Here is a 19,082-nt window from a genome sequence, read left to right as displayed (position 1 = left end):
CCACATCGCGCCGGCGTCATCGCCCTGGCGCATTCGATGCTTTCTCGGTTAGTGTTCACTAACCGATCGCATCAGGTTAGCGAGGATTAACTGAGATGACAAGCCCTCCCACTGCGCGAGACCGCGCCAAGGCGGAGCGGTCTGACGCCATCCTCCGAGAAGCCGCACGGCTCTTCGCCGAGAGCGGATACAACGGTGTGAGCCTCGAAGACATCGGCGCCGCCGTAGGCGTCTCCGGACCGGCGGTCTACCGCCACTTCGCCGGCAAGCAGGCGCTGCTCGGCGCCGTGCTCGTCCAGGTGAGCGATGACCTGGTCTCGGGCGGCACGAGTGTCGCGGCGGGCGGGTCCACACCCGAGGAGCGCATCCGCGCGCTCGTCGCCTTCCACGTGGAGTTCGCGCTGGGTCACGCGGATGTGATCCGAGTGCATGACCGGGACGTCGCGCATCTCGCCGCTCAGGATCATGCCGAGGTCCGCCGGCTGCAGCGCGCATACATCGAGCTCTGGATCGAGACCCTGAGCCCTCTGGTCGATGCCGACGCCGACGAGCTTCGTCTGCGGGTGCAAGCGTGCTTCGGGCTCATCAACTCGACACCGCACAGCACGCGCGCGGCGTCCCGGCAGCGCTCCGCCACCGCGACAGTGCTCGCCGCGATGGCGGAATCAGCGCTCCGAGCGACTACCTGAGCAGCATCGCCCTCCCAGGTTCCTCCAACACGTCCGCGACGTCCTTGAGGAACCTCGCTCCCTCCGCCCCGTCGACGATGCGGTGGTCGAACGACAGGCTGAGAGTCATCACCTGGCGAAGGGCGATCTCACCGCGGTACTCCCACGGAAGGCGCCGGACGGCGCCGACGGCGAGGATTCCCGACTGCCCCGGAGGCAGGATGGGGGTGCCCGAGTCGATGCCGAACACACCGATGTTCGAGATGGAGAAGGTGCCGCCCGCCAGCTCGACAGGAGATGTGCGTCCTTCCCGCGCGGTGACGGCGAGAGATGCCACCGCATCGGCGAGCTCCGTGAGTGTCAGAGACTCGGCGTCGCGGATGTGAGGCACGATGAGTCCCCGCTCGGTCGCTGCGGCGATCCCGAGGTCCACGTATCCGAACTGCACGATCTCGCCCGCGGACTCGTCCCATCGGGCATTGAGCCCGGGCGTGCGACTCAAGGCGAGACAGGCCGCTTTCGCCACCACCGCAAGCGGACCGATCCGATGCTCCGAGAGTGAGCGGTCGCCCCGCAGCGAGGCGATGAGGTCCATCGTCGCCGTGACATCCACCGTGTGGAAGACCGTGACGTGCGGTGCGGTGAACGCGCTCTCGACCATCGCCGCAGCCGTGTGCTTGCGAACTCCGCGGATGGGGATCCGCGTCTCCCGAGAGCCATCACGGAGGCTCGCGGCATCGTCCGGAACCCGCGGTCGGGGAGGCGCGGGATCGACCTGTTCTGCGGTCGTCGCCGTGCGAGACGCGTAGTCGTCGACATCCCCGCGGGTGATCACGCGATCCCCCACCGTCGCCGCCACCAGCACGAGATCGATCCCGAGACGCTTGGCATACGCACGCACGGGCGGAGTGGAGCGCGGCCGCTCGGCGACGACCTCGACGCTCACGGTCGGCGACGCGTCGTGCGGCGCCGCTTCGAGCACGGCCGTGTCGGTCGCCGCCCGTCCGCCGACCGCACGTCTGGCACGTCGGGCCGGTCGCCCGGATGCTGATGGCGCAGCTCCGTAGCCCACGAGGTTGGGTTGCGCCTTCTCCTCAGCACCGCCGCCATCCGAGGCGGCAGACGAAGCGTCGTCGGCTCCCTCGACATCGAACTCGATCAGCGGCGCGCCCACTGCGACGGTCTCCCCCGCCGCAGCATGCAGGGCTGTGACGACGCCTGCGTGCGGAGAAGGCAACTCGACGATCGCCTTGGCGGTCTCGACCTCGGCGAGAGTCTGATTGAGCGCGACGACATCGCCGGGAGCGACGAGCCACTGGACGACCTCCGCCTCTGTGAGTCCTTCTCCGAGGTCGGGCAGTCTGAACTCCGCGTTCACGCGTCTGCTCCCGTCAGGCTGTTCGGACGGTCGAGCACCCGGTCGACGGCGTCCAGCAGTCGGTCGAGATCCGGCAGATGGTATTTCTCGAGCTTCGCCGGCGGGTACGGGACGTCGTGTCCGGTCACGCGCAACGGCGCCGACTCGAGGTACTCGAAGCAGCGCTCCGTGACGCTCGCGATCACCTCAGCCGCCATACCGGCCTCTCGCGACGCCTCGTGCGCGACGACGACACGGCCGGTCTTGCGGACCGACGTCGCCACGGTGTCGTAGTCGACCGGCGACAGCGAACGCAGATCGATGACCTCGAGCGAGATGCCATCGTCTTCGGCGGCCTCGGCGGCCTGCAGCGCGGTCGTCACCATCGCCCCGTAGGTGATGAGCGTCGCATCATCGCCTGTGCGGACGACTCGCGCGAGTCCCATGGGGGCGGCATCCGCGAGCGGGGCGTCGAGATCGACATCGCCCTTGTGGTGGTAGAGCCGCTTCGGCTCGAAGAAGATCACCGGGTCGTCCGACGCGATCGCCTGGCGAAGACTCCGGTAGGCGTCTTCCGGATTGGAGACCGCGATCACACGGAGCCCTGCGGTGTGCACGAAGTACGCCTCAGGCGATTCCGAGTGATGCTCGGCCGCACCGATGCCTCCCGCCCAGGGGATGCGGATCGTTATCGGCATCTTCACTCGGCCCTGCGTCCGGTAGTGCAGCTTCGCCACCTGCGCGACGATCTGGTCGAAGGCCGGATAGACGAAACCGTCGAACTGGATCTCGACCACAGGCCGATAGCCGCGGAACGCCAACCCGACCGCCATGCCGACGATGCCGGATTCAGCGAGGGGCGTGTCGATGACACGCTGGGGCCCGAACTCGTCGAGGAGTCCATCCGTGATGCGGAAGACGCCTCCGAGCTTGCCGATGTCCTCGCCCAGCAGCACGACCTTGTCGTCGTCGCGCATCGCCCGTCGTAGACCTGCTCCGAGCGCCTTTCCGAGAGTGATCTGAGTCATGCTCACGCCTCGCCGTCGAACGACGCGAGGTACGCGGCGTACTCGTCGCGCTGCCGCTCGAGGCCGGAGTGCGGCTCTGCGTAGACGCCGTCGAACACCGCGAGCGGAGGACGCGTCACCATGCCCAGGCACTCGGCGCGCATGTCTCGAGCCGCGGCGTCCGCCGCTCTCTGCGTGTCCGCGAGCTGCTCGTCGTCGAGCTCGCCGATCGATCGCAGGTGTGCCTCCAGCCGGGCGATCGGGTCACGCTCACGCCATGCCTCGAGTTCGTCGTCGCTGCGGTAGCGGGTCGGGTCGTCGGCTGTCGTGTGCGGACCCATGCGATATGTGACGGCCTCGATGTAGGCGGGGCCCTGTCCGGACCGCGCGTGCGCGAGAGCCCAGCGCATCGCGGCCATGCAGGCCAGCACGTCGTTGCCGTCCACGCGCAGGCTCGGGATGCCGAAGCCGGGCGCGCGTCCGGCGATCGGATACTGCGATTGCACCGACACCGGCTCCGAGATGGCCCAGTGGTTGTTCTGGCAGACGAACACCACCGGAGCCTGATACGAGGACGCGAAGATCATCGCCTCGTTCACATCTCCCTGGCTCGTGGCACCGTCGCCGAAGTAGGTGACGGCGACCTCGTCCGCATCTTCGTGACGGATGCCGAGCGCATACCCGACCGCGTGGAGCGTCTGCGCTCCGATGATGATCTGCAACGGAGCGACGCGGAGTGCTGCGGGGTCGTGACCCGCGCCCTCTTCACCACGCCACATACGGACGAAGTCGCCCGGCTGCGCGCCCCGTGCATAGATGACACCCGTTTCGCGGTAGCTCGGGAAGACGTAATCCTGCGGTGCGAGCGCCCTCGCGGTTCCGATCTGGGTCGCCTCCTGCCCCTGGCATGGCGCCCAGAGACCCAGCTGGCCCTGACGCTGGAGGGCCACCCCCTCCGCGTCGATGCGCCGGAGGATGACCATGTCGCGGTGGAGCGCGCGCAGTCCGGCACCGTCGATGTCGGCGACGAACCCGTCGAGACGAGTGTTCGCGACGCGCTCGCCGTCCGGCGCGAGGATGCGCTCCGCGAGTTCGAGATCCTGCGCCATGTCGGCGATCGGAGTGATCTGGGGTGACATCGTCGTCCTCCTCGTTCGTGGCCGTCGTCACGGGTTCTACGCGCGGCCCCGGCCTCAGCGCCGGTTCACTTGAGAGTACGTCCGCTCATCACCTCGCTCAAGCAATCGAGAGCGGCTTGAGCATGTTGCCAAATCTGGGGTGCATCCTCCCTGCTATCGTTTGGCACTATGGCCGGACTTGACCGCATTGATCTGGAACTTCTCGCCGCACTCGCCGATGACCCTCGCGTGACGATCGTGGCGCTGGCAGAGAATCTCGGACTCTCCCGCAACACCATCCAGGCGCGCATGGCGCGACTCGAGCAGACAGGGATCTTCCAGTCGTACGAGCGGTCGTTCTCGACCGACGTGCTGGGGTTCCCCCTTCAGGCGTTCGTGAGCATCGGCGTGCGTCAGACCGAATTGCCGCGGATCATCAACGAACTGGCGCGCATTCCCGAGGTCGTGCAGGCGCACGGACTCAGCGGATCGATCGATCTGCTTGCACGCGTCGCGTGCAGGGACGCCCGCCACCTGTTCGACACCGATGCGCGCATCCTGTCGATCGACGGAGTCGAGCGGACTGAGACCTCCCTGGCCATGGGCGAGGTCATCCCCTTCCGGGTTGCCGGCCTCATCGGGCTCGCGAGACGGGAATCCTGAGGAATCGTCGTACGGCGCCTGCAGCCTCGGCAGGCGTCTCGTAATGGATCAGGTGTCCGACCTCGGCGATCTCCACGAGGGTCGCGTCATCGAATCTGGTGGCGAGCTCCCGCTCGACCTCGATCGGTGTGATGTCGTCGCGCTGAGCGGCGATGAGCAGAGTCGGCGTCGGGATCGAGCGGGCGAATTCGCTCACATCATGCGACACGCTCGTCACGAACGCGTCCCGCAGGACATCGCGGTCGGCGAAGCGCGAGAAGTAGGTGTCGTGCTGATCGTGGATGAAACGTCGCAGCTGCGGGTCCGACGTCTTCGCCATCGTGATGCTCATGACTCTGACGATCAGTCGATTCCGCAGCAGAGCAGTGCCCAGCCGCTCGGGCAGCCGCGCCCCGAGCGAGTAGTACAGCACGGCCAGCCGCGTCATGATGCCCTTGGGACCCTCGAGGGCGGGTGCGCCGATCGGATTGATGAGGATCAGCCGCGGAGTCTCGAGCCCTGCCGCCACGGCCGCGGAGGCGACGATCGATCCGAAGGAGTGCCCGAGGATCACCGCCGCGGGGGCCACCGCAGCGGCGAACTCGGTCAGCCACGCGACGTACTCATCGAGATCGTACAAGCGCCCGGCGACGGGCGCCGTCTCTCCGAAGCCGGGAAGGTCGGGAGAGATGACCCGGACCTCGGGGAGGAACGCGAGAACCGGCTCGAGACCGTGGTGCTCGCCTCGGAATCCATGCACGGCGACGACTGTCACATCTGCATCGGAGGGACCGTACTCCCAGTACACGGTCGTCCCGCCTCTGACCTCGACCTCATGACGCACGACCGGCAGTCGGCTCAGACGGTCGGCATACGGAGAGGGCGCGGGCATGGATCAAGTCTAGGGTCGTCGCATGCGGGATCCCCGTGTGCCTCCGCCCCGATGTCGGAGCCCGGTTCTACGGTGAGATCATGCCCCCGGCACCCTCGCTCCCGCACTGGATCACTCGCGTAGGCGTGTTCGACCTCGAGACGACCGGTGTGGACGTGGAGCACGACCGCATCGTCAGCGCACACGTCGGGCTCCTCGACGCCGGCGGCCGCGAGATCGCCGCACGGGACTGGCTCGCGGATCCCGGCATGCCGATTCCGGACGGCGCCACCGCCGTGCACGGGATCTCGACCGAGCACGCGCGCCGCCACGGACGGCAGGGCGCCGAGGTGGTCCGAGAGGTCACGGCGGCCCTGCGATCCCTGCTCTCTCAAGGTGTGCCGATCGTGGCCTACAACGCCGCATACGATTTCTCCCTCCTGGCGCACGAGTCGCATCGCCACGGCATCCCGCCACTGGAGGACCCTTCACCGATCATCGACCCGCTCGTGATCGACAAGGCCTATGACCGCTATCGTCCGGGCAAGCGCACGCTCGAGGTGGTCGCAGCCCTCTATGCGGTGCGCCTCGAGGACGCCCACGAAGCGGCGGCGGATGCCGTGGCCGCCGGCCGGGTCGCGCAGGCTCTGGCCCGCCAGTTCGTGCTTCCGGATACGCTGGAAGAGCTGCACACACGCCAGATCGGGTGGGCCCGCTCTCAGGCGGCGAGCCTCACGGAGTACTTCATCCGGATGGGCCGCATCGAACCTGATGAGCGCCTCGACGGAACCTGGCCGGTCCGTGCACGTCGAACCGTTCAGGAGGTGCCCCGCGATGCGATTCCGTACCAGTGACGTCTCGCGTGTCGAGAGCACCTGGAAGCAGTTCGTCCCGTCCGCCGTACTGCACGACGTCGACCCGCAACGCTTCCGCTTCGACTGGCACTCTGCCGATCTCGGTGCCGTGAGTCTCGTGCGCTACGACCTCGCCGCCGAGGTGCGCTCGACAGCCGAACCGCAGGACCAGGTGCTGGTCTGCCGTGTCGATGGGCCCGATGCCCGGGTGTACTCCGATCGAGGAGATCTCGATGCGAGTCTCCCCTGGATCTCCGATGGTCCGAGAGTGCGCGCCCGCTGGGATGCGGGAGCGAGGGTCACGGCACTCGTCTTCGAGCGGGACACCCTGACCCGCCTCGCGAAGAGGATCAGTGGCGACGACCGCGTATCCGTCCGCGTGGGCGATCTCGCTCCGCGCTCCGCGCACGCCGGGGCCGCCTGGGATCGCATGTTCGCGTATCTCGAGATGAGCGCCGCGGATCTCGTCGACGATACGGACGATGACGATCTCGTGCGCAGCGAACTGGCTCGCCATGCCGCGGCGACGACGCTCGCGGCCTTCGCGACGACGAGTCGCCTGCAACGGCATCGGCCGACGCAGAGCATGCCGGCGCCGGCGACGGTGCGTCGCGCCCTCGCCTTCATCGCCGAGAATTCGCACCGGCCGATCACGGTCGACGACGTCGCCGCTGCCGTCCACATCTCGACGCGAGGCCTTCAATACGCCTTTCGGCGCGCACTCGACACGACGCCGGCGGAGTCGCTGAGGCAGGCGCGCCTCGATGGAGCGCACCGCGACCTGCGTTCGGGCTCACCGACGACGGTCGCCGCGGTGGCCCGACGGTGGGGTTTCTCGCATCCGTCTCGCTTCGCCGCGGCGTATCGCGAGAGCTTCGGCGTGCTTCCTTCTGTGACGGCGGCGAAGCACCGTCGATGACACTATGCGAACAGATTGTTCGCACGTGTCGCGCGCCGCGACCAGCACGCCGAGAGCGGCGCCGACTGAGACATATATTCCGAGATATGGGTTCTCTCTATTACGGCGGCTCGGAGCCGATCCATATCGAAGATCGGGCGCTCGCGCACCTCAAGGTCGTCGTCGCGACGAAGTTGCGTCGCAACGAGAGCTTCACACTCACGTGGAAGCATCCCGACGGTGACACCGAAGGCCGTTCGACGGTCTGGCTGCATCCGTCGATCCCGCTGCGGTTCGTCTTCGACGAGAGCGAGACGCCCGAGCTCAGCCGCCGATGGATCGAGGATCTCGCTCATTCGGCCAACTCGAGCGGGGGCATCACGCTCGTCGACGAGGTCATCGACCCCTCGCCCGACCTCGACGCCGCGGGCACTCGCTGACGTCCACAGGCATCGGCACGCACCCGCCGGTGTCAAGTCCCTCGCGCCCGACGTCGGGTGATGCCACGATCGAACCGATGACGGCACACACCGAGGGGCACACGATGGAGGCGGTCGATGGCCTTCCGTCGACGGCGAATCAGGGCACACGGCTCACCACGTCAGTGGTCATCCCGGTCAAGGACGATGCCGAGCTGCTGGCGCGCTGCCTGAGCGCTCTGCACGCCCAGGACCAGCCGGCCGACGAGATCATCGTCGTCGACAACGGCTCATCCGACTCGTCGGCCTCCGTCGCCCTCGCCTGGGGTGCGCGCGTGCTGACGTGTCTCGATCCCGGCATTCCCGCTGCAGCGTCGACCGGGTATGACGCGGCTCTCGGCGAACTGATCCTGCGCCTCGACGCGGACTGCGAACCGGATGCTCAGTGGATCACGGCCATCGTCTCGGCCTTCGACGACGACGAGCACCTCGGGGCGATCACTGGGCCCGCGCGCTTCACGGACGGGCCGGCAGCCCTGCGCACGCCGCTCTCGCGGCTCTATCTCGGCGCCTATATGACCCTCTTGAGCGTCACTCTCGGACATCTGCCCCTCTTCGGATCCAATCTCGCGTTCCGCAGGGAGGCCTGGCAGGCCGTGCGGTCCGACGTGCACCGAGGAGACCCCGACATCCACGACGACCTCGACCTCGCCTTCCACCTCGGCGAGAACCACCGCATCGCCCGGCTCCCGCACACCACGATGGGGATGTCGATGAGGCCGCTCACCGCAGGACAGTTCGGTCGACGCGTGCACCGAGGCGTCCGTAGCGTGCTCGTGCACTGGCCCCGCGACTTCCCACCCCTGCGTTGGGGACGGCTCATCGTCCGCCGCCGCCTGTTCAGCACCGCGGGACGGAGCGCCCGGTGACGGTCGTGCCGCTGATCGGTCACGTTGCTGCACCGGACCTGCACGTGATGTCGTTCAACATCCGTCGCGCGATGGAAGGCGCCCTGCGTCGGAAGCGTGACCGCTGGAGCCATCGCGAGCCTGCGGTCGCCGAGATGATCCGCTCGGAGCGGCCGACCGTCCTCGGACTGCAGGAAGTGCTCCCCCGATCGCTGAACGCCGTCACCGACGCCCTCGGGCGGGACCATCGGTTCATCGGCAGAGGGAGGAACCGCGATGGCACTGGTGAGGGAACACCCATCCTCTACGACGCGTCGCGGCTGGAGCTGCGCGGGTGGGACCAGCACGCTCTCTCGACACGGATCGACGAGCCGGGCAGCCTGTCATGGGGAGCGCTCTTTCCTCGCATCGTCGTCTCCGCGGAGTTCAGGGACAGGTCGACAGGGGTCGGGTTCCTGGTCGTCAACACCCATCTCGATCATCTCTCGCGTCGGTCTCGGCGACGTTCTGCCGAGGTCATCGCCGCACTGGTTCGTGCGCGCTCCCTTCCGACGGTCGTGATGGGAGACCTCAATGCGGGCCCCGGCTCCCAGGCCCTGCGCACACTCGTCTCGCGCGCCGATCTGAGCGACTCCTGGGGCGCGGCAGATGATCGGCTGACGCCCCTGTGGAGCACCCTCAGCGGATATCGGCGTCCGAAGGTCGGCGGTCGACGCATCGATTGGCTGCTCGTCAGTCCGGATGTCCGAGTCCGTGCCGCTGCAGTGAACGCACACGTCTTCGACGGGATCGCGCCCTCGGATCATCGCCCGGTGCAGGCGCTCCTGCGCCTGACGGGGAGGACACCGTGAAAGAGGACTTCCTGCGACCGCCGCGCACCGTCACGGAGTGGTCGGCCGACGTCGTGCGGGCGGTGGGCATCATCGGGGTCGCCGTCGCGCTGGTATGGCTCGCCCCGACCGACGCCGGCATCGCGGCGCTTGCGCTTCCCGCTCTGATGCTGCCACGAGTTCTGGGCATGCGCGGGTGGTTCGACCTCACTGTATGCGCCACCGTGCTCGTGGCGGCGTGGAGCAATGTGCTCGACCTGTACCGGTCGATCCCCGGATGGGACCTGCTCCTGCACCTGATCTGCACGGGGGTTCTCACGGTCGTCGCCGCACTGATCCTCACCCGGGCAGATGTCGTGCCCCTGACTCGCGACTCGGGCGCCAGCCGACGCACCTCGCTGATCCTCGCACCCGTCCTGGCGCTGGCGCTGAGCGCGGTGTGGGAGATGATCGAGTGGCTCGGCTGGGCCTACCTCAGTGACGAGATCTTCGTCACCTACCAGGACACGATCGGCGACATGGTCTTCGGCGCCTTGGGCGGGATCGCCGCCGGAACAGTCCTCGCGACGTCGTCCCTCGATCGACAGCGGTCGACCGATGACGTCGCTGCGAAGCGGAGCAGGAGTAGGGCGGGCGGGACTTGAACCCGCGATCGTTGGGTTATGAGCCCACTGCCTTAACCAGCTTGGCCACCGCCCCGTAAGGACCAGCCTATCGGTCGATTCCGATCAGATCGGTGTCGCCGCGGCGTGGGTCCGGACGTGCGCGAGGTAGACGTCGGCGTTCGCGATCAGGTCGGCACGCTCCTGGTCGCTGAGCGCTCGGCGCACCTTCGCGGGCACCCCGGCCACCAGTGATCCGTCTGGCACCTCTGTGCCTCCGAGCACGACGGCTCCACCGGCGATGAGACAGCCGGCGCCGATGACGGCCCCGCTGAGCACGACGGCTCCCATGCCGATGAGCGAACCGTCTCCGATCGTGCACCCATGGACGACCGCGTTGTGACCGATCGACACCTTCGCGCCGATGACGACCGGATGCGCCGCGTCGACATGGACCGAGACGTTGTCCTGGACGTTGCTGTCGCGTCCGACCGCGATGGAGGCAGAGTCGCCTCGAAGGACCGCGTTGTACCAGACACTCGCACCCTCGGCCAGCGACACGTCTCCCACGATGCGTGCGCCCTCGGCGATGAACGCGTCGGCGGCGATCCACGGGGACTTCCCCGGCAGGGCGAGGACGGAGGCTCCGGCAGCGATGCTCATAAGGTGAGACTATCCTCCCAAGCCCGGATTTCCGCGTGATTCCGGGCCACTAAGCCGAGCCTTCGCTTGCTTGCGGAATGATTTCAGACGAGTAGCGTTGTCCTCATCAGGCACGAAGAGACAACTCCGGAGGAGTCACAATGAGCAAGGTACAGACCGTTTCCACCACCGCCAGCGACCCGACCGTGGCCGCTGCAGCGTCTCAGTTCCTCTCCCCCGTCGTGCTCGGTCTCCAGGCGCTGACGATCGACGGCAAGCAGGCGCACTGGCATGTCCGCGGCGCCAACTTCGTCGGAGTTCATGAGCTTCTCGACACCATCGTCGCGCACGCCGGCGACTTCGCCGACACGGCCGCCGAGCGGATCGTCGCCCTCGGTCTCCCGATCGACGCGCGCATCAGCGCCGTCGCCGCCAAGGGCGGTGCGACGTCGGTTCCGGCTGGCTTCACCCAGTCCGATGAGCTCGTGCGCGCCGTCATCTCCGACATCGACGCGATCCTCGTCGACGTGAAGGCGGCGATCGACGGGCTCGACGAGGTCGACCTCACGAGCCAGGACGTCGCGATCGAGATCATGCGCGGGCTCGAGAAGGACCGCTGGTTCCTCGTGTCGCACATCGCAGCCTGAGCACCCACGCGACGAAGAAGGGCACCGGGCTTCCGGTGCCCTTCTTCGTTCTCGCGCTCATCCGCCGTAGGTCAGCCGCCCGGCGACCATCGTCGCCATGACCGGCATCCCTCGCAGATCCGCACCTGATGCGGAGAGCGGGTCGTAGCCGCACAGGGCGATGTCTGCGGCCTCCCCCGGACGCAGAGCCGTGCGGACGCTCGCCTGGATCGCCTGTTCCCTCGTCAGTCGCTCTTCGGGGTGCCAGGGGTCGCGATCATCGTCCGTGCGGGTGACCGCCGCGGCGATCGCCTGCCAGGGATCGAGGGGAGCCACGGGAGCGTCGGATCCGAAGCGGATCTCCACACCGGCGTCTCGGAGGGCACTGAGCGGATAGCCGATCGACGTCTGCCCGGCCCAGTGCCGGCCGACCAGATCCCTGTCATCGAGCGCGTGCTGCGGTTGCACACTCGCGATGACGCCGAGCCTGCCGAACCGCGCGAGGTCGGAGTGCCGCACCAGCTGAGCGTGCTCGATGGTTCCGACGGCACCCGACACCGTGAAGGCGTCCAGCGCCCCGGTGACGGCGCGATCACCGATCGCATGCACCGCGACCGAGAGCCCTGCGCCGGTGGCGGTCGTGAGCAGCTCGGCGAGCTCGGCGGTCGGTACATTGAGCACCCCGAAGTTCTCGGGATCGCCAGGATACGAATGCGAGCAGGCCGCGGTGCGCGTGCCCAGCGAGCCGTCGCTGATGATCTTCAGCGGCCCGATCCGGATCAGGCCGCGCCCGGCTTCCGGTGCGTCCGCCGCCTCGTGCAGCTCGCCCGACCGGAGCCCGGCGCGGATCGCACGTCCGAGGTCGAAAGGGTAGATGGCGAACTCGACACGATGGGCAGCGAACCCGGCACGGATACGCCGCGGCCAGGCATCGGCGTTCCAGGCCATGTCGAAGTCCACCAGGCCGGTGATGCCTCGAGAGGCGGCCCTCTCCCCCGCGTCGCGGACCGCTCTGTCGCCGCGTTCCGGGTCGACGGCGTTCAGGCGACGGGAGATCTCGAAGGCTTGCTCCTCTCTGAGCATCCCGTCCGGACTGTCGAAGCCCTCGAGCCGCAACGCCGCCGAGTTGAGCCACGTGCTGTGCACATCCGCGTTGATGAGATAGGTGGGCACTTCTCCCGTGGCGCTGTCGAGAAGTGCGAGCGAGGGCTGATCGGGCCACATCGCATCACGGAACCCGCTGCCGACCTTCCGCCCGTCCGGGAGGGGCGCCGCGGAGGACATGATCGCAGCCGCCTCCGACGCGGAGCCCGCGCCACCGAGAGCGACGCGTTCGGCGGCCAGAGCCCACTGCACCGTGTGCACGTGGTTGTCCCAGAGGCCCGGCACGGCCCACGCTCCGTTGCCGTCGAGGATGCGCCCCTGTGGCGGCAGCGCTCCGGCGGGGGCGATGTCGCTGATCCGGCCGTCTTCGATGAAGATGTCGACGGGCTCGTCGTCGATCAGGAACTCCTTGCCCGGTCCTGAGACCCGGACGCCCGACAGGGTGGCCACGCTGTCTGCGGCTCCGGTCACGAGCGGGCTCCGACGCGCGCCTGCTGGGCGCGACGCATCTCGGCGGCGAGGGCGGGCTGTGCGTACGGCCCATCGGCCTCGAGTTCGGCGATGATGGTCTCCACTGTCTCGGCCGGCTTGTTCTGACTCAGTTTGCGTTTGGCGACGACGCGTGTCGGGGTGAGCCTGAATCCCACCGTCCCTGCGGCCAGCCGTGTGATGAACGCGGGGTCGTTCGGCCGTTCCCACATCTGCCGTGGCTCCGGCATCCGCCCCTCGAAACGGTCGACGAGTCGATCGAGAACGGCGAGATTCTCTTCGTCGCTGAGTATCTCGGGAACTCCGGCAAGATGAACGGCCGTGTAGTTCCACGTCGGAACGGACGGGACATCGCCATACCAGCCCGGTGAGATGTAGCCGTGCGGCCCCTGGAACACGATGAGCAGTTCCCTCTCGCCCAAGCCGTGGATCAGGTCGTCGGGCCGGCCGACGTGACCGACGACCGTGAGATCATCGCGATCCTGGTCGAGCAGCACGACGTAGTGAGAGGAGACGAGGCCCTCCGGTCCGTCGCTCACTATGGTCGCCCACGGATCGGCATCGATGACCCGACGGATCTCGGCCACATCAGCGAGCGTGAAACTGGGGTTCTGACGCATCCTCTCAGCCTACGGCTGACCGGTCAGGCCTGGCAGCGCGGGCACCAGTACAGCTTGCGGGCGCCGATCTCCTCGAGGGCGATCTCGGTGCCGCAGATACGACACGGCAGACCGGCACGATGGTAGACCCAGTGGCGATCGTCGCGGCTCGCCATCGCCGCCCGATAGGCGTCGGGCGACAGATCATCCATGGTCATCATCTGGCCGGTCTCCACACCGACGGCCAGCAGCCGCACCCAGTCGCGCCACAGTGCTCGCACGACCTCCTCGGGCACCTCGCGGCCGGGCGTGTGGGGGTTCAGCCGCTGTCGGAACAGCATCTCCGCCCGATACACGTTTCCGATGCCGCTGACCACGGCCTGATCCATCAGCAGAAGTGCGATCACCGTCTGCTTCTTACGGACCGCCTGCACGAAGCGCTCCTCGTTCTGCGCGGGATCCCCCACGAGGGGATCCGGGCCGAGCTTGGCGACGCTAGCGAGCATCTCCTCCGGACTCTGGAGCACGCAGGCCGTGGGGCCGCGCAGATCGGCAGCCGTGATGTCGGTCATCAGACGCAGTCGAACCTGACCGACGACCGGTGGGGGCCATTCGAGTCCCTCGTCGGCGAGCCCCTTCGTCTGCTCCGACATGCGCACGTGCACCCGAGTCCGGCGAGGTGCGCCGATCGAGGCGAGCGAGTTCTCTCCGGCATCGTCGAGGATCTCCTCGTCGACCACAGTTCCGCGCTGGTTCGTCTGGCCCATGCGGCCGTTCGCAGAGGCGATCGTCGGGTCGACCAGGATGTCGCCGGCGAAGTCCCACGCGCCGTACAGGCCAAGGTGCACCCGAAGCCACACATCGCCTTCGGCCTCGAGGAACATCTGCTTCCCCACCGCCTGCACGCTGATCGCCTCACGACCGTTCAGGACGGCCGCCCCCTCGGCGAATCGTCCCTGGGGGCTCGAGGCGAGCATCTGCTTGCCGACGAAGTTACGGTCGAACTGGCGCGCGATGCGGTGGACCGAATGTCCCTCGGGCATCTCAGGCTCTCGGATCCGGGAGCAGCGAGCCGTTGCGCTCGAAGTCCGCGATCTGACCGATTCGGCGGATGTGGCGCTCGTCCTCCGAGAACGGCGTCGCGATGAAGGTGTCGATGAACGAGGTGACCTCGTCGAAGGAATGCTGCCGCGCCCCGATCGAGATCACGTTCGCGTCATTGTGCTGGCGGGCCAGCTCGGCGGTCGACGTGTTCCACACCAGCGCGGCACGGACGCCCTCGACCTTGTTCGCGGCGATCTGCTCGCCGTTGCCGGAGCCGCCGAACACCACACCGAGCGTCTCGACACCGGCCGCCTGATCCGCGACGACGGCCTGCGCCGCACGGATGCAGAATGCGGGGTAATCGTCGAGCGCGTCGTACTCGATCGGCCCGTGGTCCACGACCTCGTGTCCCGCGCCGCGGAGGTGATCCTGTAGCTGCGTGGAGAAGTCGAGACCGGCGTGATCGGTGGCGATATGGATGCGCATGGCATCCATCCTAGAAGCGCCGCGGGTCAGCGGGTGCTCACGGGGCCACGCCGGCGGCGGCCGGCTTGAATCCGGCGCGGACGTTCTCGCAGCAGCCCGGACGGCACACGTCGAACGCACCCGGCAGCGACGTCACATGAGGGCGCTCCTCGTTGGGGCGGCCTTCCAGCCGCTCGACGATCAGGTCGACGATGCCGGTGACGAATGACGGCGCCACCCCGGGCGTGGGAGTGCGTGTGAAAGCCAGACCGGCCTCTTCCGCCGCTTCGGCCGCCTCGGTGTCGAGGTCCCAGAGGACCTCCATGTGGTCGCTCATGAAACCGACCGGCACGACCGCCACGGCTTTCCGACCGCGCTCGGGGAGTTCGCCGATGACGTCGCACACATCCGGCTCCAGCCACGGCTGCGAGGCGGGACCCGAACGGGACTGGTAGACGAGCTCCCACGACACGTCCGCCGCCTCGGGGATGCTCTCGCGGACTCGATCCATGACCCACGCGGCTACCGCGAGGTGCTGCGCCGCGTAGGCGCCGCCCTCGCCCCAGTCGATGTCCCGCGCACCGGAGCGCTCCGCGTCGGCCGTCGGGATGCTGTGGGTCGAGAACAGGATCTGGATGTCCACGGGGGCGATGCCCTGTCCGAGGAACGCCTCCACGGCCTCGCGGACGCCCGTCTCGAACGACTCGACGAATCCGGGGTGGTCGTAGAAGGGACGGATCTTGTCGATCGTCACCCTGTCGCCGAGCTTCGTCTCCTCGAGCACCCGTGCGAAGTCCTCGCGATACTGCCGGCAGCTCGAGAACGAGCTGTAGGCACTGGTGGCGAACGCGAGCAGGGTCGTCTTCCCGTCGGCGGCCGCCTCGGTCACGACCTCCTCGAGGTACGGACTCCAGTTGCGGTTGCCCCAGTACACCGGAAGATCGATGCCGCGGCGTGCGAGCTCGCCCTCCAGAGCCTCCTTGAGGATGCGGTTCTGACCGTTGATCGGGCTCACGCCACCGAAGTGACGGTAGTGATGCGCCACCTCTTCCAGTCGTTCATCGGGGATACCGCGACCGCGCGTGACGTTGCGGAGGAACGGGATGACGTCGTCCTGTCCCTCGGGCCCTCCGAATCCGGCGAGCAGGATGCCGTCGTACGCCGTCGGCGTCGATACGTAGGGCGCACCTTCGGCAGCGGCAGCAGAGGCAAAGAGGACGTGGTTCGGCTCGATCGCGGTCACCCCTCCATCCTTTCACCTTCCAGACGTGAGACAGGCCGCCGTGCTGGCGTAGGCTGTCATGGTTGCCGTGGGCGCCAACTGCGCTGGGTTGCGGCAGCATCCCCTCACCCCTGGGAGTACAGCTGTGCCTGGAGAGAACCTCACCCGCATCGAAGCGCAGGAGCGCCGCGACGTCATCGACACTCAGTCGTACGAAGTCTCGCTCGACCTGACGAAGGGTGCGGAGGTCTTCGGCTCCCGCAGCGTCGTCCGGTTCACCGCGACGCCGGAGAGCACCACCTTCATCGATCTGATCGCCCGCGACGTGCGCGAGATCTCGCTGAACGGCGAGCAGCTGGACCCCGACGAGGTCTTCGCCGACTCGCGCATCGCACTCGCCGGTCTGCAGGCCGAGAACGTTCTCGTGGTCGACGCGGACTGCCTCTACACGAACACCGGAGAGGGACTCCACCGGTTCGTCGATCCCGTGGACGGCGAGGTCTACCTCTACTCGCAGTTCGAGGTCCCCGACTCCCGACGCGTGTTCGCGGTGTTCGAGCAGCCCGACCTCAAGGCGACGTTCCAGTTCACGGTCACCGCACCGGCGTCGTGGAAGGTCGTCTCCAACTCCCCCACGCCCGAGCCCATCGTGCACGACGACCACTCGGTCGCCACCTGGGGCTTCGAGCCCACCCCGCGCATCTCCTCGTACATCACCGCGCTCGTCGCCGGGCCCTACGAAGCGACGTTCTCCGAGCTCACCAGCGCCTCGGGCCGGGTGATCCCGCTCGGCGTCTACGGACGCAAGAGCCTCTGGCAGCACCTCGACGCCGACTACATCTTCGACAAGACCCGCGAGGGATTCGCATACTTCGAGTCGAAGTTCGGCGTCCCCTACCCGTTCGCGAAGTACGACCAGCTCTTCGTCCCGGAGTTCAACGCCGGCGCCATGGAGAACGCGGGCGCGGTGACCTTCACCGAGACCTACGTCTTCCGCAGCAAGGTGACCGACGCCGTCAAGGAGCGTCGCGTCGTCACGATCCTGCATGAGCTCGCACACATGTGGTTCGGCGACCTCGTCACGATGAAGTGGTGGAACGACCTCTGGCTGAACGAATCGTTCGCCGAGTGGGCGTCGACGATCGCGACCGCCGAGGCCACCGAGTGGACCGAGGCATGGACCACGTTCAACGCGATGGAGAAGACCTGGGCCTACCGTCAGGATCAGCTTCCGTCCACCCACCCGATCGTGGCCGAGATCAACGATCTCGAAGACGTGCAGGTGAACTTCGACGGCATCACCTACGCGAAGGGCGGCTCGGTTCTCAAGCAGCTCGCCGCCTGGGTCGGCATCGAGGAGTTCTTCGCGGGTGTCTCGCAGTACTTCCAGAAGCACTCGTGGGGCAACACCGAGCTGAGCGATCTGCTCACTGAGCTCGAGGCCACCAGCGGTCGCGATCTGAGCACCTGGTCGAAGAAGTGGCTCGAGACCGCGGGCGTGAACACGCTCGAACCGGTGATCGCCGACGACGTCGACGGCACCATCACGCGGTTCGCCGTGACACAGACTGCTCCCGCGGACTACCCCACCATCCGCCCTCACCGCCTCGGCATCGGCTTCTACAACCTCCAGGACGGCGCACTCGTGCGGTCGCACTATGCCGAGGTCGACGTCGACGGAGACCGCACCGAAGTCCCCGAGCTGCACGGCCTCAAGCGCCCCGACCTGGTGCTGCTCAACGATGACGATCTCGCCTACGCGAAGATCCGCCTCGATGACCGTTCCCTCGCCACGGCGATCGAGCACCTCGCAGACATCAGTGATCCCCTCGCACGCTCGCTCGTGTGGGGAGCGGCGTGGGATCAGACCCGCGACGCCGAGACCGCCGCATCCGATTACATCGATCTGGTGCTGGGGAACATCGGCCGCGAGACGGAGTCGACCACGGTCCGTACGACCCTTGCGCAACTGCGCACGGCTGCGACGCTCTACGTCACGCCGGAGGACCGCCTGGCGGCCCGCCAGAAGGTCGCCGACGGTCTCTGGGCACTCGCAGAATCCGCCGAATCGGGCAGCGACAGCCAGCTCCAGTTCGTGACGGCGTTCGCGAACGCGCTCGTCACTCCCGAGCACGCCGGCATCGTGGGTCGACTGCGCTCCGGCGAGGAGACGCTTCCCGGTCTCGAGATCGACGCGGACCTCAGCTGGCAGCTCCTCGTGGGCCTCGCCACGATCGGCGCGACGGACGCAGCATCCATCGATGCCGCGCTGTCCTCGGACAACACCTCGAAGGGCGGCGAGTTCGCCGCGCAGGCCCGTGCCGCGCTGCCGGACTCCGCCTCGAAGAAGGCCGCGTGGGCCTCGCTGATCGATCGTGACGACGCTCCGAACACGATCGTGCGTTCGGCCGCACTCGGCTTCGTCCACCCGGCGGGCGCCGAATCGCTCCGCGAGTTCGTTCCCGCGTACTTCGACATGCTCGTGCCGATCTGGGAGTCCCGCAGCTACCAGATCGCGCAGTACCTCATCGTCGGCCTGTTCCCCACCGCCATCGCGGATGTCGAACTGCGCGACGCGACTCGGGCCTGGCTGTCCGCGAATCAGGACGCCGCACCGGCACTCCGTCGTCTCGTGCTCGAGAACCTCGCAGACGTCGAGCGGTCGCTCGCCGCGCAGTCTCGCGACGCAGAGGACTGACCCGTCTCTCCCGATCAGG

Annotated in this window: 20 protein-coding genes and 1 tRNA gene; 10 read left to right on the top strand and 11 right to left on the bottom strand. The window is 67.7% G+C overall.

The genetic code is table 11. The features are described from left to right. The first annotated feature begins 95 nt into the window (after positions 1 to 95). A complete protein-coding gene (locus ASE34_RS09525; protein WP_053096047.1) occupies positions 96 to 689 on the top strand; it encodes a TetR/AcrR family transcriptional regulator in 594 nt (197 codons plus the stop codon). Here the strand turns inward: ASE34_RS09525 and ASE34_RS09520 are convergent. The 3 genes from ASE34_RS09520 to pdhA are packed head-to-tail and all read right to left on the bottom strand — an operon-like array spanning position 682 to position 4,171. Further along, positions 682 to 2,046: a dihydrolipoamide acetyltransferase family protein gene (locus ASE34_RS09520; protein ID WP_056278709.1), complete on the bottom strand. Its 1,365-nt coding sequence runs from the start codon at positions 2,044 to 2,046 to the stop codon at positions 682 to 684. The genes ASE34_RS09525 and ASE34_RS09520 overlap by 8 nt on opposite strands. Continuing rightward, complete coding sequence (locus ASE34_RS09515; protein ID WP_056278708.1) at positions 2,043 to 3,053, bottom strand: alpha-ketoacid dehydrogenase subunit beta; 1,011 nt, start codon at positions 3,051 to 3,053, stop codon at positions 2,043 to 2,045. The genes ASE34_RS09520 and ASE34_RS09515 overlap by 4 nt, the downstream gene beginning before the upstream one ends. Before the next feature lie 2 nt (positions 3,054 to 3,055). Next, complete coding sequence (pdhA, locus tag ASE34_RS09510; RefSeq protein WP_056278707.1) at positions 3,056 to 4,171, bottom strand: pyruvate dehydrogenase (acetyl-transferring) E1 component subunit alpha; 1,116 nt, start codon at positions 4,169 to 4,171, stop codon at positions 3,056 to 3,058. A 168-nt stretch (positions 4,172 to 4,339) separates the two neighbouring features. Between pdhA and ASE34_RS09505 the strand changes: the two genes are divergently transcribed. Continuing rightward, complete coding sequence (locus tag ASE34_RS09505) at positions 4,340 to 4,813, top strand: Lrp/AsnC family transcriptional regulator (protein ID WP_053096043.1); 474 nt, start codon at positions 4,340 to 4,342, stop codon at positions 4,811 to 4,813. On the opposite strand, the gene ASE34_RS09500 is transcribed toward ASE34_RS09505, so the two are convergent. After that, positions 4,785 to 5,684 (bottom strand): alpha/beta fold hydrolase, encoded by a 900-nt coding sequence (locus tag ASE34_RS09500; RefSeq protein ID WP_056278706.1) that lies wholly within the window; start codon positions 5,682 to 5,684, stop codon positions 4,785 to 4,787. The genes ASE34_RS09505 and ASE34_RS09500 overlap by 29 nt on opposite strands. Before the next feature lie 80 nt (positions 5,685 to 5,764). Here ASE34_RS09500 and ASE34_RS09495 point away from each other — a divergent pair, with 80 nt between their 5' ends. The 6 genes from ASE34_RS09495 (at position 5,765) to ASE34_RS17545 (ending at position 10,216) form a co-directional block, all read left to right on the top strand. Further along, positions 5,765 to 6,517 (top strand): exonuclease domain-containing protein, encoded by a 753-nt coding sequence (locus ASE34_RS09495; RefSeq protein WP_056279053.1) that lies wholly within the window; start codon positions 5,765 to 5,767, stop codon positions 6,515 to 6,517. Next, positions 6,498 to 7,436 carry a helix-turn-helix transcriptional regulator gene (locus tag ASE34_RS09490; RefSeq protein WP_056278705.1) on the top strand — a complete coding sequence of 313 codons (939 nt, stop codon included), beginning with the start codon at positions 6,498 to 6,500 and terminating at the stop codon, positions 7,434 to 7,436. The genes ASE34_RS09495 and ASE34_RS09490 overlap by 20 nt, the downstream gene beginning before the upstream one ends. A gap of 86 nt (positions 7,437 to 7,522) precedes the next feature. Then, positions 7,523 to 7,855, top strand: coding sequence for a hypothetical protein (locus ASE34_RS09485; RefSeq protein WP_056278704.1), 333 nt, complete (start codon positions 7,523 to 7,525; stop codon positions 7,853 to 7,855). Positions 7,856 to 7,932: 77 nt separating this feature from the next. Then, positions 7,933 to 8,763 (top strand): glycosyltransferase family 2 protein, encoded by an 831-nt coding sequence (locus tag ASE34_RS09480; protein ID WP_230100815.1) that lies wholly within the window; start codon positions 7,933 to 7,935, stop codon positions 8,761 to 8,763. Then, on the top strand, positions 8,760 to 9,593 hold the full coding sequence (locus ASE34_RS09475; RefSeq protein ID WP_235567478.1) for an endonuclease/exonuclease/phosphatase family protein: 834 nt from the start codon (positions 8,760 to 8,762) through the stop codon (positions 9,591 to 9,593). Before ASE34_RS09480 ends, ASE34_RS09475 begins: the two co-directional genes overlap by 4 nt. Then, the gene (locus tag ASE34_RS17545; protein ID WP_082586582.1) at positions 9,590 to 10,216 is read left to right on the top strand and encodes a hypothetical protein; all 627 of its coding nucleotides are present in this window, start codon (positions 9,590 to 9,592) and stop codon (positions 10,214 to 10,216) included. Before ASE34_RS09475 ends, ASE34_RS17545 begins: the two co-directional genes overlap by 4 nt. Here ASE34_RS17545 and ASE34_RS09470 read toward each other — a convergent pair. Both ASE34_RS09470 and ASE34_RS09465 read right to left on the bottom strand, forming a co-directional pair. Beyond that, positions 10,198 to 10,271 (bottom strand) — tRNA-Ile (locus tag ASE34_RS09470). The two genes, ASE34_RS17545 and ASE34_RS09470, sit on opposite strands and share 19 nt — an antisense overlap. Before the next feature lie 29 nt (positions 10,272 to 10,300). Next, positions 10,301 to 10,837: a gamma carbonic anhydrase family protein gene (locus ASE34_RS09465; protein ID WP_056278703.1), complete on the bottom strand. Its 537-nt coding sequence runs from the start codon at positions 10,835 to 10,837 to the stop codon at positions 10,301 to 10,303. A gap of 140 nt (positions 10,838 to 10,977) precedes the next feature. Here ASE34_RS09465 and ASE34_RS09460 point away from each other — a divergent pair, with 140 nt between their 5' ends. Further along, positions 10,978 to 11,463 carry a Dps family protein gene (locus ASE34_RS09460; RefSeq protein WP_053096038.1) on the top strand — a complete coding sequence of 162 codons (486 nt, stop codon included), beginning with the start codon at positions 10,978 to 10,980 and terminating at the stop codon, positions 11,461 to 11,463. Positions 11,464 to 11,520: 57 nt separating this feature from the next. On the opposite strand, the gene ASE34_RS09455 is transcribed toward ASE34_RS09460, so the two are convergent. Genes ASE34_RS09455 through ASE34_RS09435 form a run of 5 tightly spaced genes read right to left on the bottom strand, consistent with a single transcriptional unit; the run spans position 11,521 to position 16,386 of the window. Continuing rightward, positions 11,521 to 13,017: an amidohydrolase gene (locus ASE34_RS09455; RefSeq protein ID WP_056278702.1), complete on the bottom strand. Its 1,497-nt coding sequence runs from the start codon at positions 13,015 to 13,017 to the stop codon at positions 11,521 to 11,523. Then, the gene (locus tag ASE34_RS09450) at positions 13,014 to 13,655 is read right to left on the bottom strand and encodes an FMN-binding negative transcriptional regulator (RefSeq protein ID WP_053096036.1); all 642 of its coding nucleotides are present in this window, start codon (positions 13,653 to 13,655) and stop codon (positions 13,014 to 13,016) included. Before ASE34_RS09450 ends, ASE34_RS09455 begins: the two co-directional genes overlap by 4 nt. 23 nt (positions 13,656 to 13,678) lie before the next feature. Then, on the bottom strand, positions 13,679 to 14,677 hold the full coding sequence (locus tag ASE34_RS09445) for an Fpg/Nei family DNA glycosylase (protein WP_056278701.1): 999 nt from the start codon (positions 14,675 to 14,677) through the stop codon (positions 13,679 to 13,681). Between the two features lies 1 nt (position 14,678). Then, a complete protein-coding gene (locus tag ASE34_RS09440) occupies positions 14,679 to 15,164 on the bottom strand; it encodes a ribose-5-phosphate isomerase (protein WP_053096034.1) in 486 nt (161 codons plus the stop codon). A gap of 37 nt (positions 15,165 to 15,201) precedes the next feature. Further along, a complete protein-coding gene (locus ASE34_RS09435) occupies positions 15,202 to 16,386 on the bottom strand; it encodes a ferrochelatase (RefSeq protein WP_056278700.1) in 1,185 nt (394 codons plus the stop codon). A 124-nt stretch (positions 16,387 to 16,510) separates the two neighbouring features. Between ASE34_RS09435 and pepN the strand changes: the two genes are divergently transcribed. Then, on the top strand, positions 16,511 to 19,063 hold the full coding sequence (gene pepN / locus ASE34_RS09430; protein ID WP_056278699.1) for an aminopeptidase N: 2,553 nt from the start codon (positions 16,511 to 16,513) through the stop codon (positions 19,061 to 19,063). The last annotated feature ends 19 nt before the right edge of the window (positions 19,064 to 19,082 follow it).

It is taken from the genome of Microbacterium sp. Root280D1, from assembly GCF_001428975.1.
GTDB lineage: Bacteria > Actinomycetota > Actinomycetes > Actinomycetales > Microbacteriaceae > Microbacterium.
The sequence above is the reverse complement of the archived record's forward strand: the minus strand, read 5'-3'. Positions and strand labels throughout refer to the sequence as shown.

Excerpts from the sequence above, each read along its gene's own strand:
- ASE34_RS09525 (WP_053096047.1), top strand. The coding sequence starts at position 96 with ATGACAAGCCCTCCCACTGCGCGAGACCGCGCCAAGGCGGAGCGGTCT.
- ASE34_RS09515 (WP_056278708.1), bottom strand. The coding sequence starts at position 3,053 with ATGACTCAGATCACTCTCGGAAAGGCGCTCGGAGCAGGTCTACGACGG.
- pdhA (WP_056278707.1), bottom strand. The coding sequence starts at position 4,171 with ATGTCACCCCAGATCACTCCGATCGCCGACATGGCGCAGGATCTCGAA.
- ASE34_RS09505 (WP_053096043.1), top strand. The coding sequence starts at position 4,340 with ATGGCCGGACTTGACCGCATTGATCTGGAACTTCTCGCCGCACTCGCC.
- ASE34_RS09500 (WP_056278706.1), bottom strand. The coding sequence starts at position 5,684 with ATGCCCGCGCCCTCTCCGTATGCCGACCGTCTGAGCCGACTGCCGGTC.
- ASE34_RS09495 (WP_056279053.1), top strand. The coding sequence starts at position 5,765 with ATGCCCCCGGCACCCTCGCTCCCGCACTGGATCACTCGCGTAGGCGTG.
- ASE34_RS09490 (WP_056278705.1), top strand. The coding sequence starts at position 6,498 with ATGCGATTCCGTACCAGTGACGTCTCGCGTGTCGAGAGCACCTGGAAG.
- ASE34_RS09485 (WP_056278704.1), top strand. The coding sequence starts at position 7,523 with ATGGGTTCTCTCTATTACGGCGGCTCGGAGCCGATCCATATCGAAGAT.
- ASE34_RS09480 (WP_230100815.1), top strand. The coding sequence starts at position 7,933 with ATGACGGCACACACCGAGGGGCACACGATGGAGGCGGTCGATGGCCTT.
- ASE34_RS09465 (WP_056278703.1), bottom strand. The coding sequence starts at position 10,837 with ATGAGCATCGCTGCCGGAGCCTCCGTCCTCGCCCTGCCGGGGAAGTCC.
- ASE34_RS09460 (WP_053096038.1), top strand. The coding sequence starts at position 10,978 with ATGAGCAAGGTACAGACCGTTTCCACCACCGCCAGCGACCCGACCGTG.
- ASE34_RS09450 (WP_053096036.1), bottom strand. The coding sequence starts at position 13,655 with ATGCGTCAGAACCCCAGTTTCACGCTCGCTGATGTGGCCGAGATCCGT.
- ASE34_RS09445 (WP_056278701.1), bottom strand. The coding sequence starts at position 14,677 with ATGCCCGAGGGACATTCGGTCCACCGCATCGCGCGCCAGTTCGACCGT.
- ASE34_RS09440 (WP_053096034.1), bottom strand. The coding sequence starts at position 15,164 with ATGCGCATCCATATCGCCACCGATCACGCCGGTCTCGACTTCTCCACG.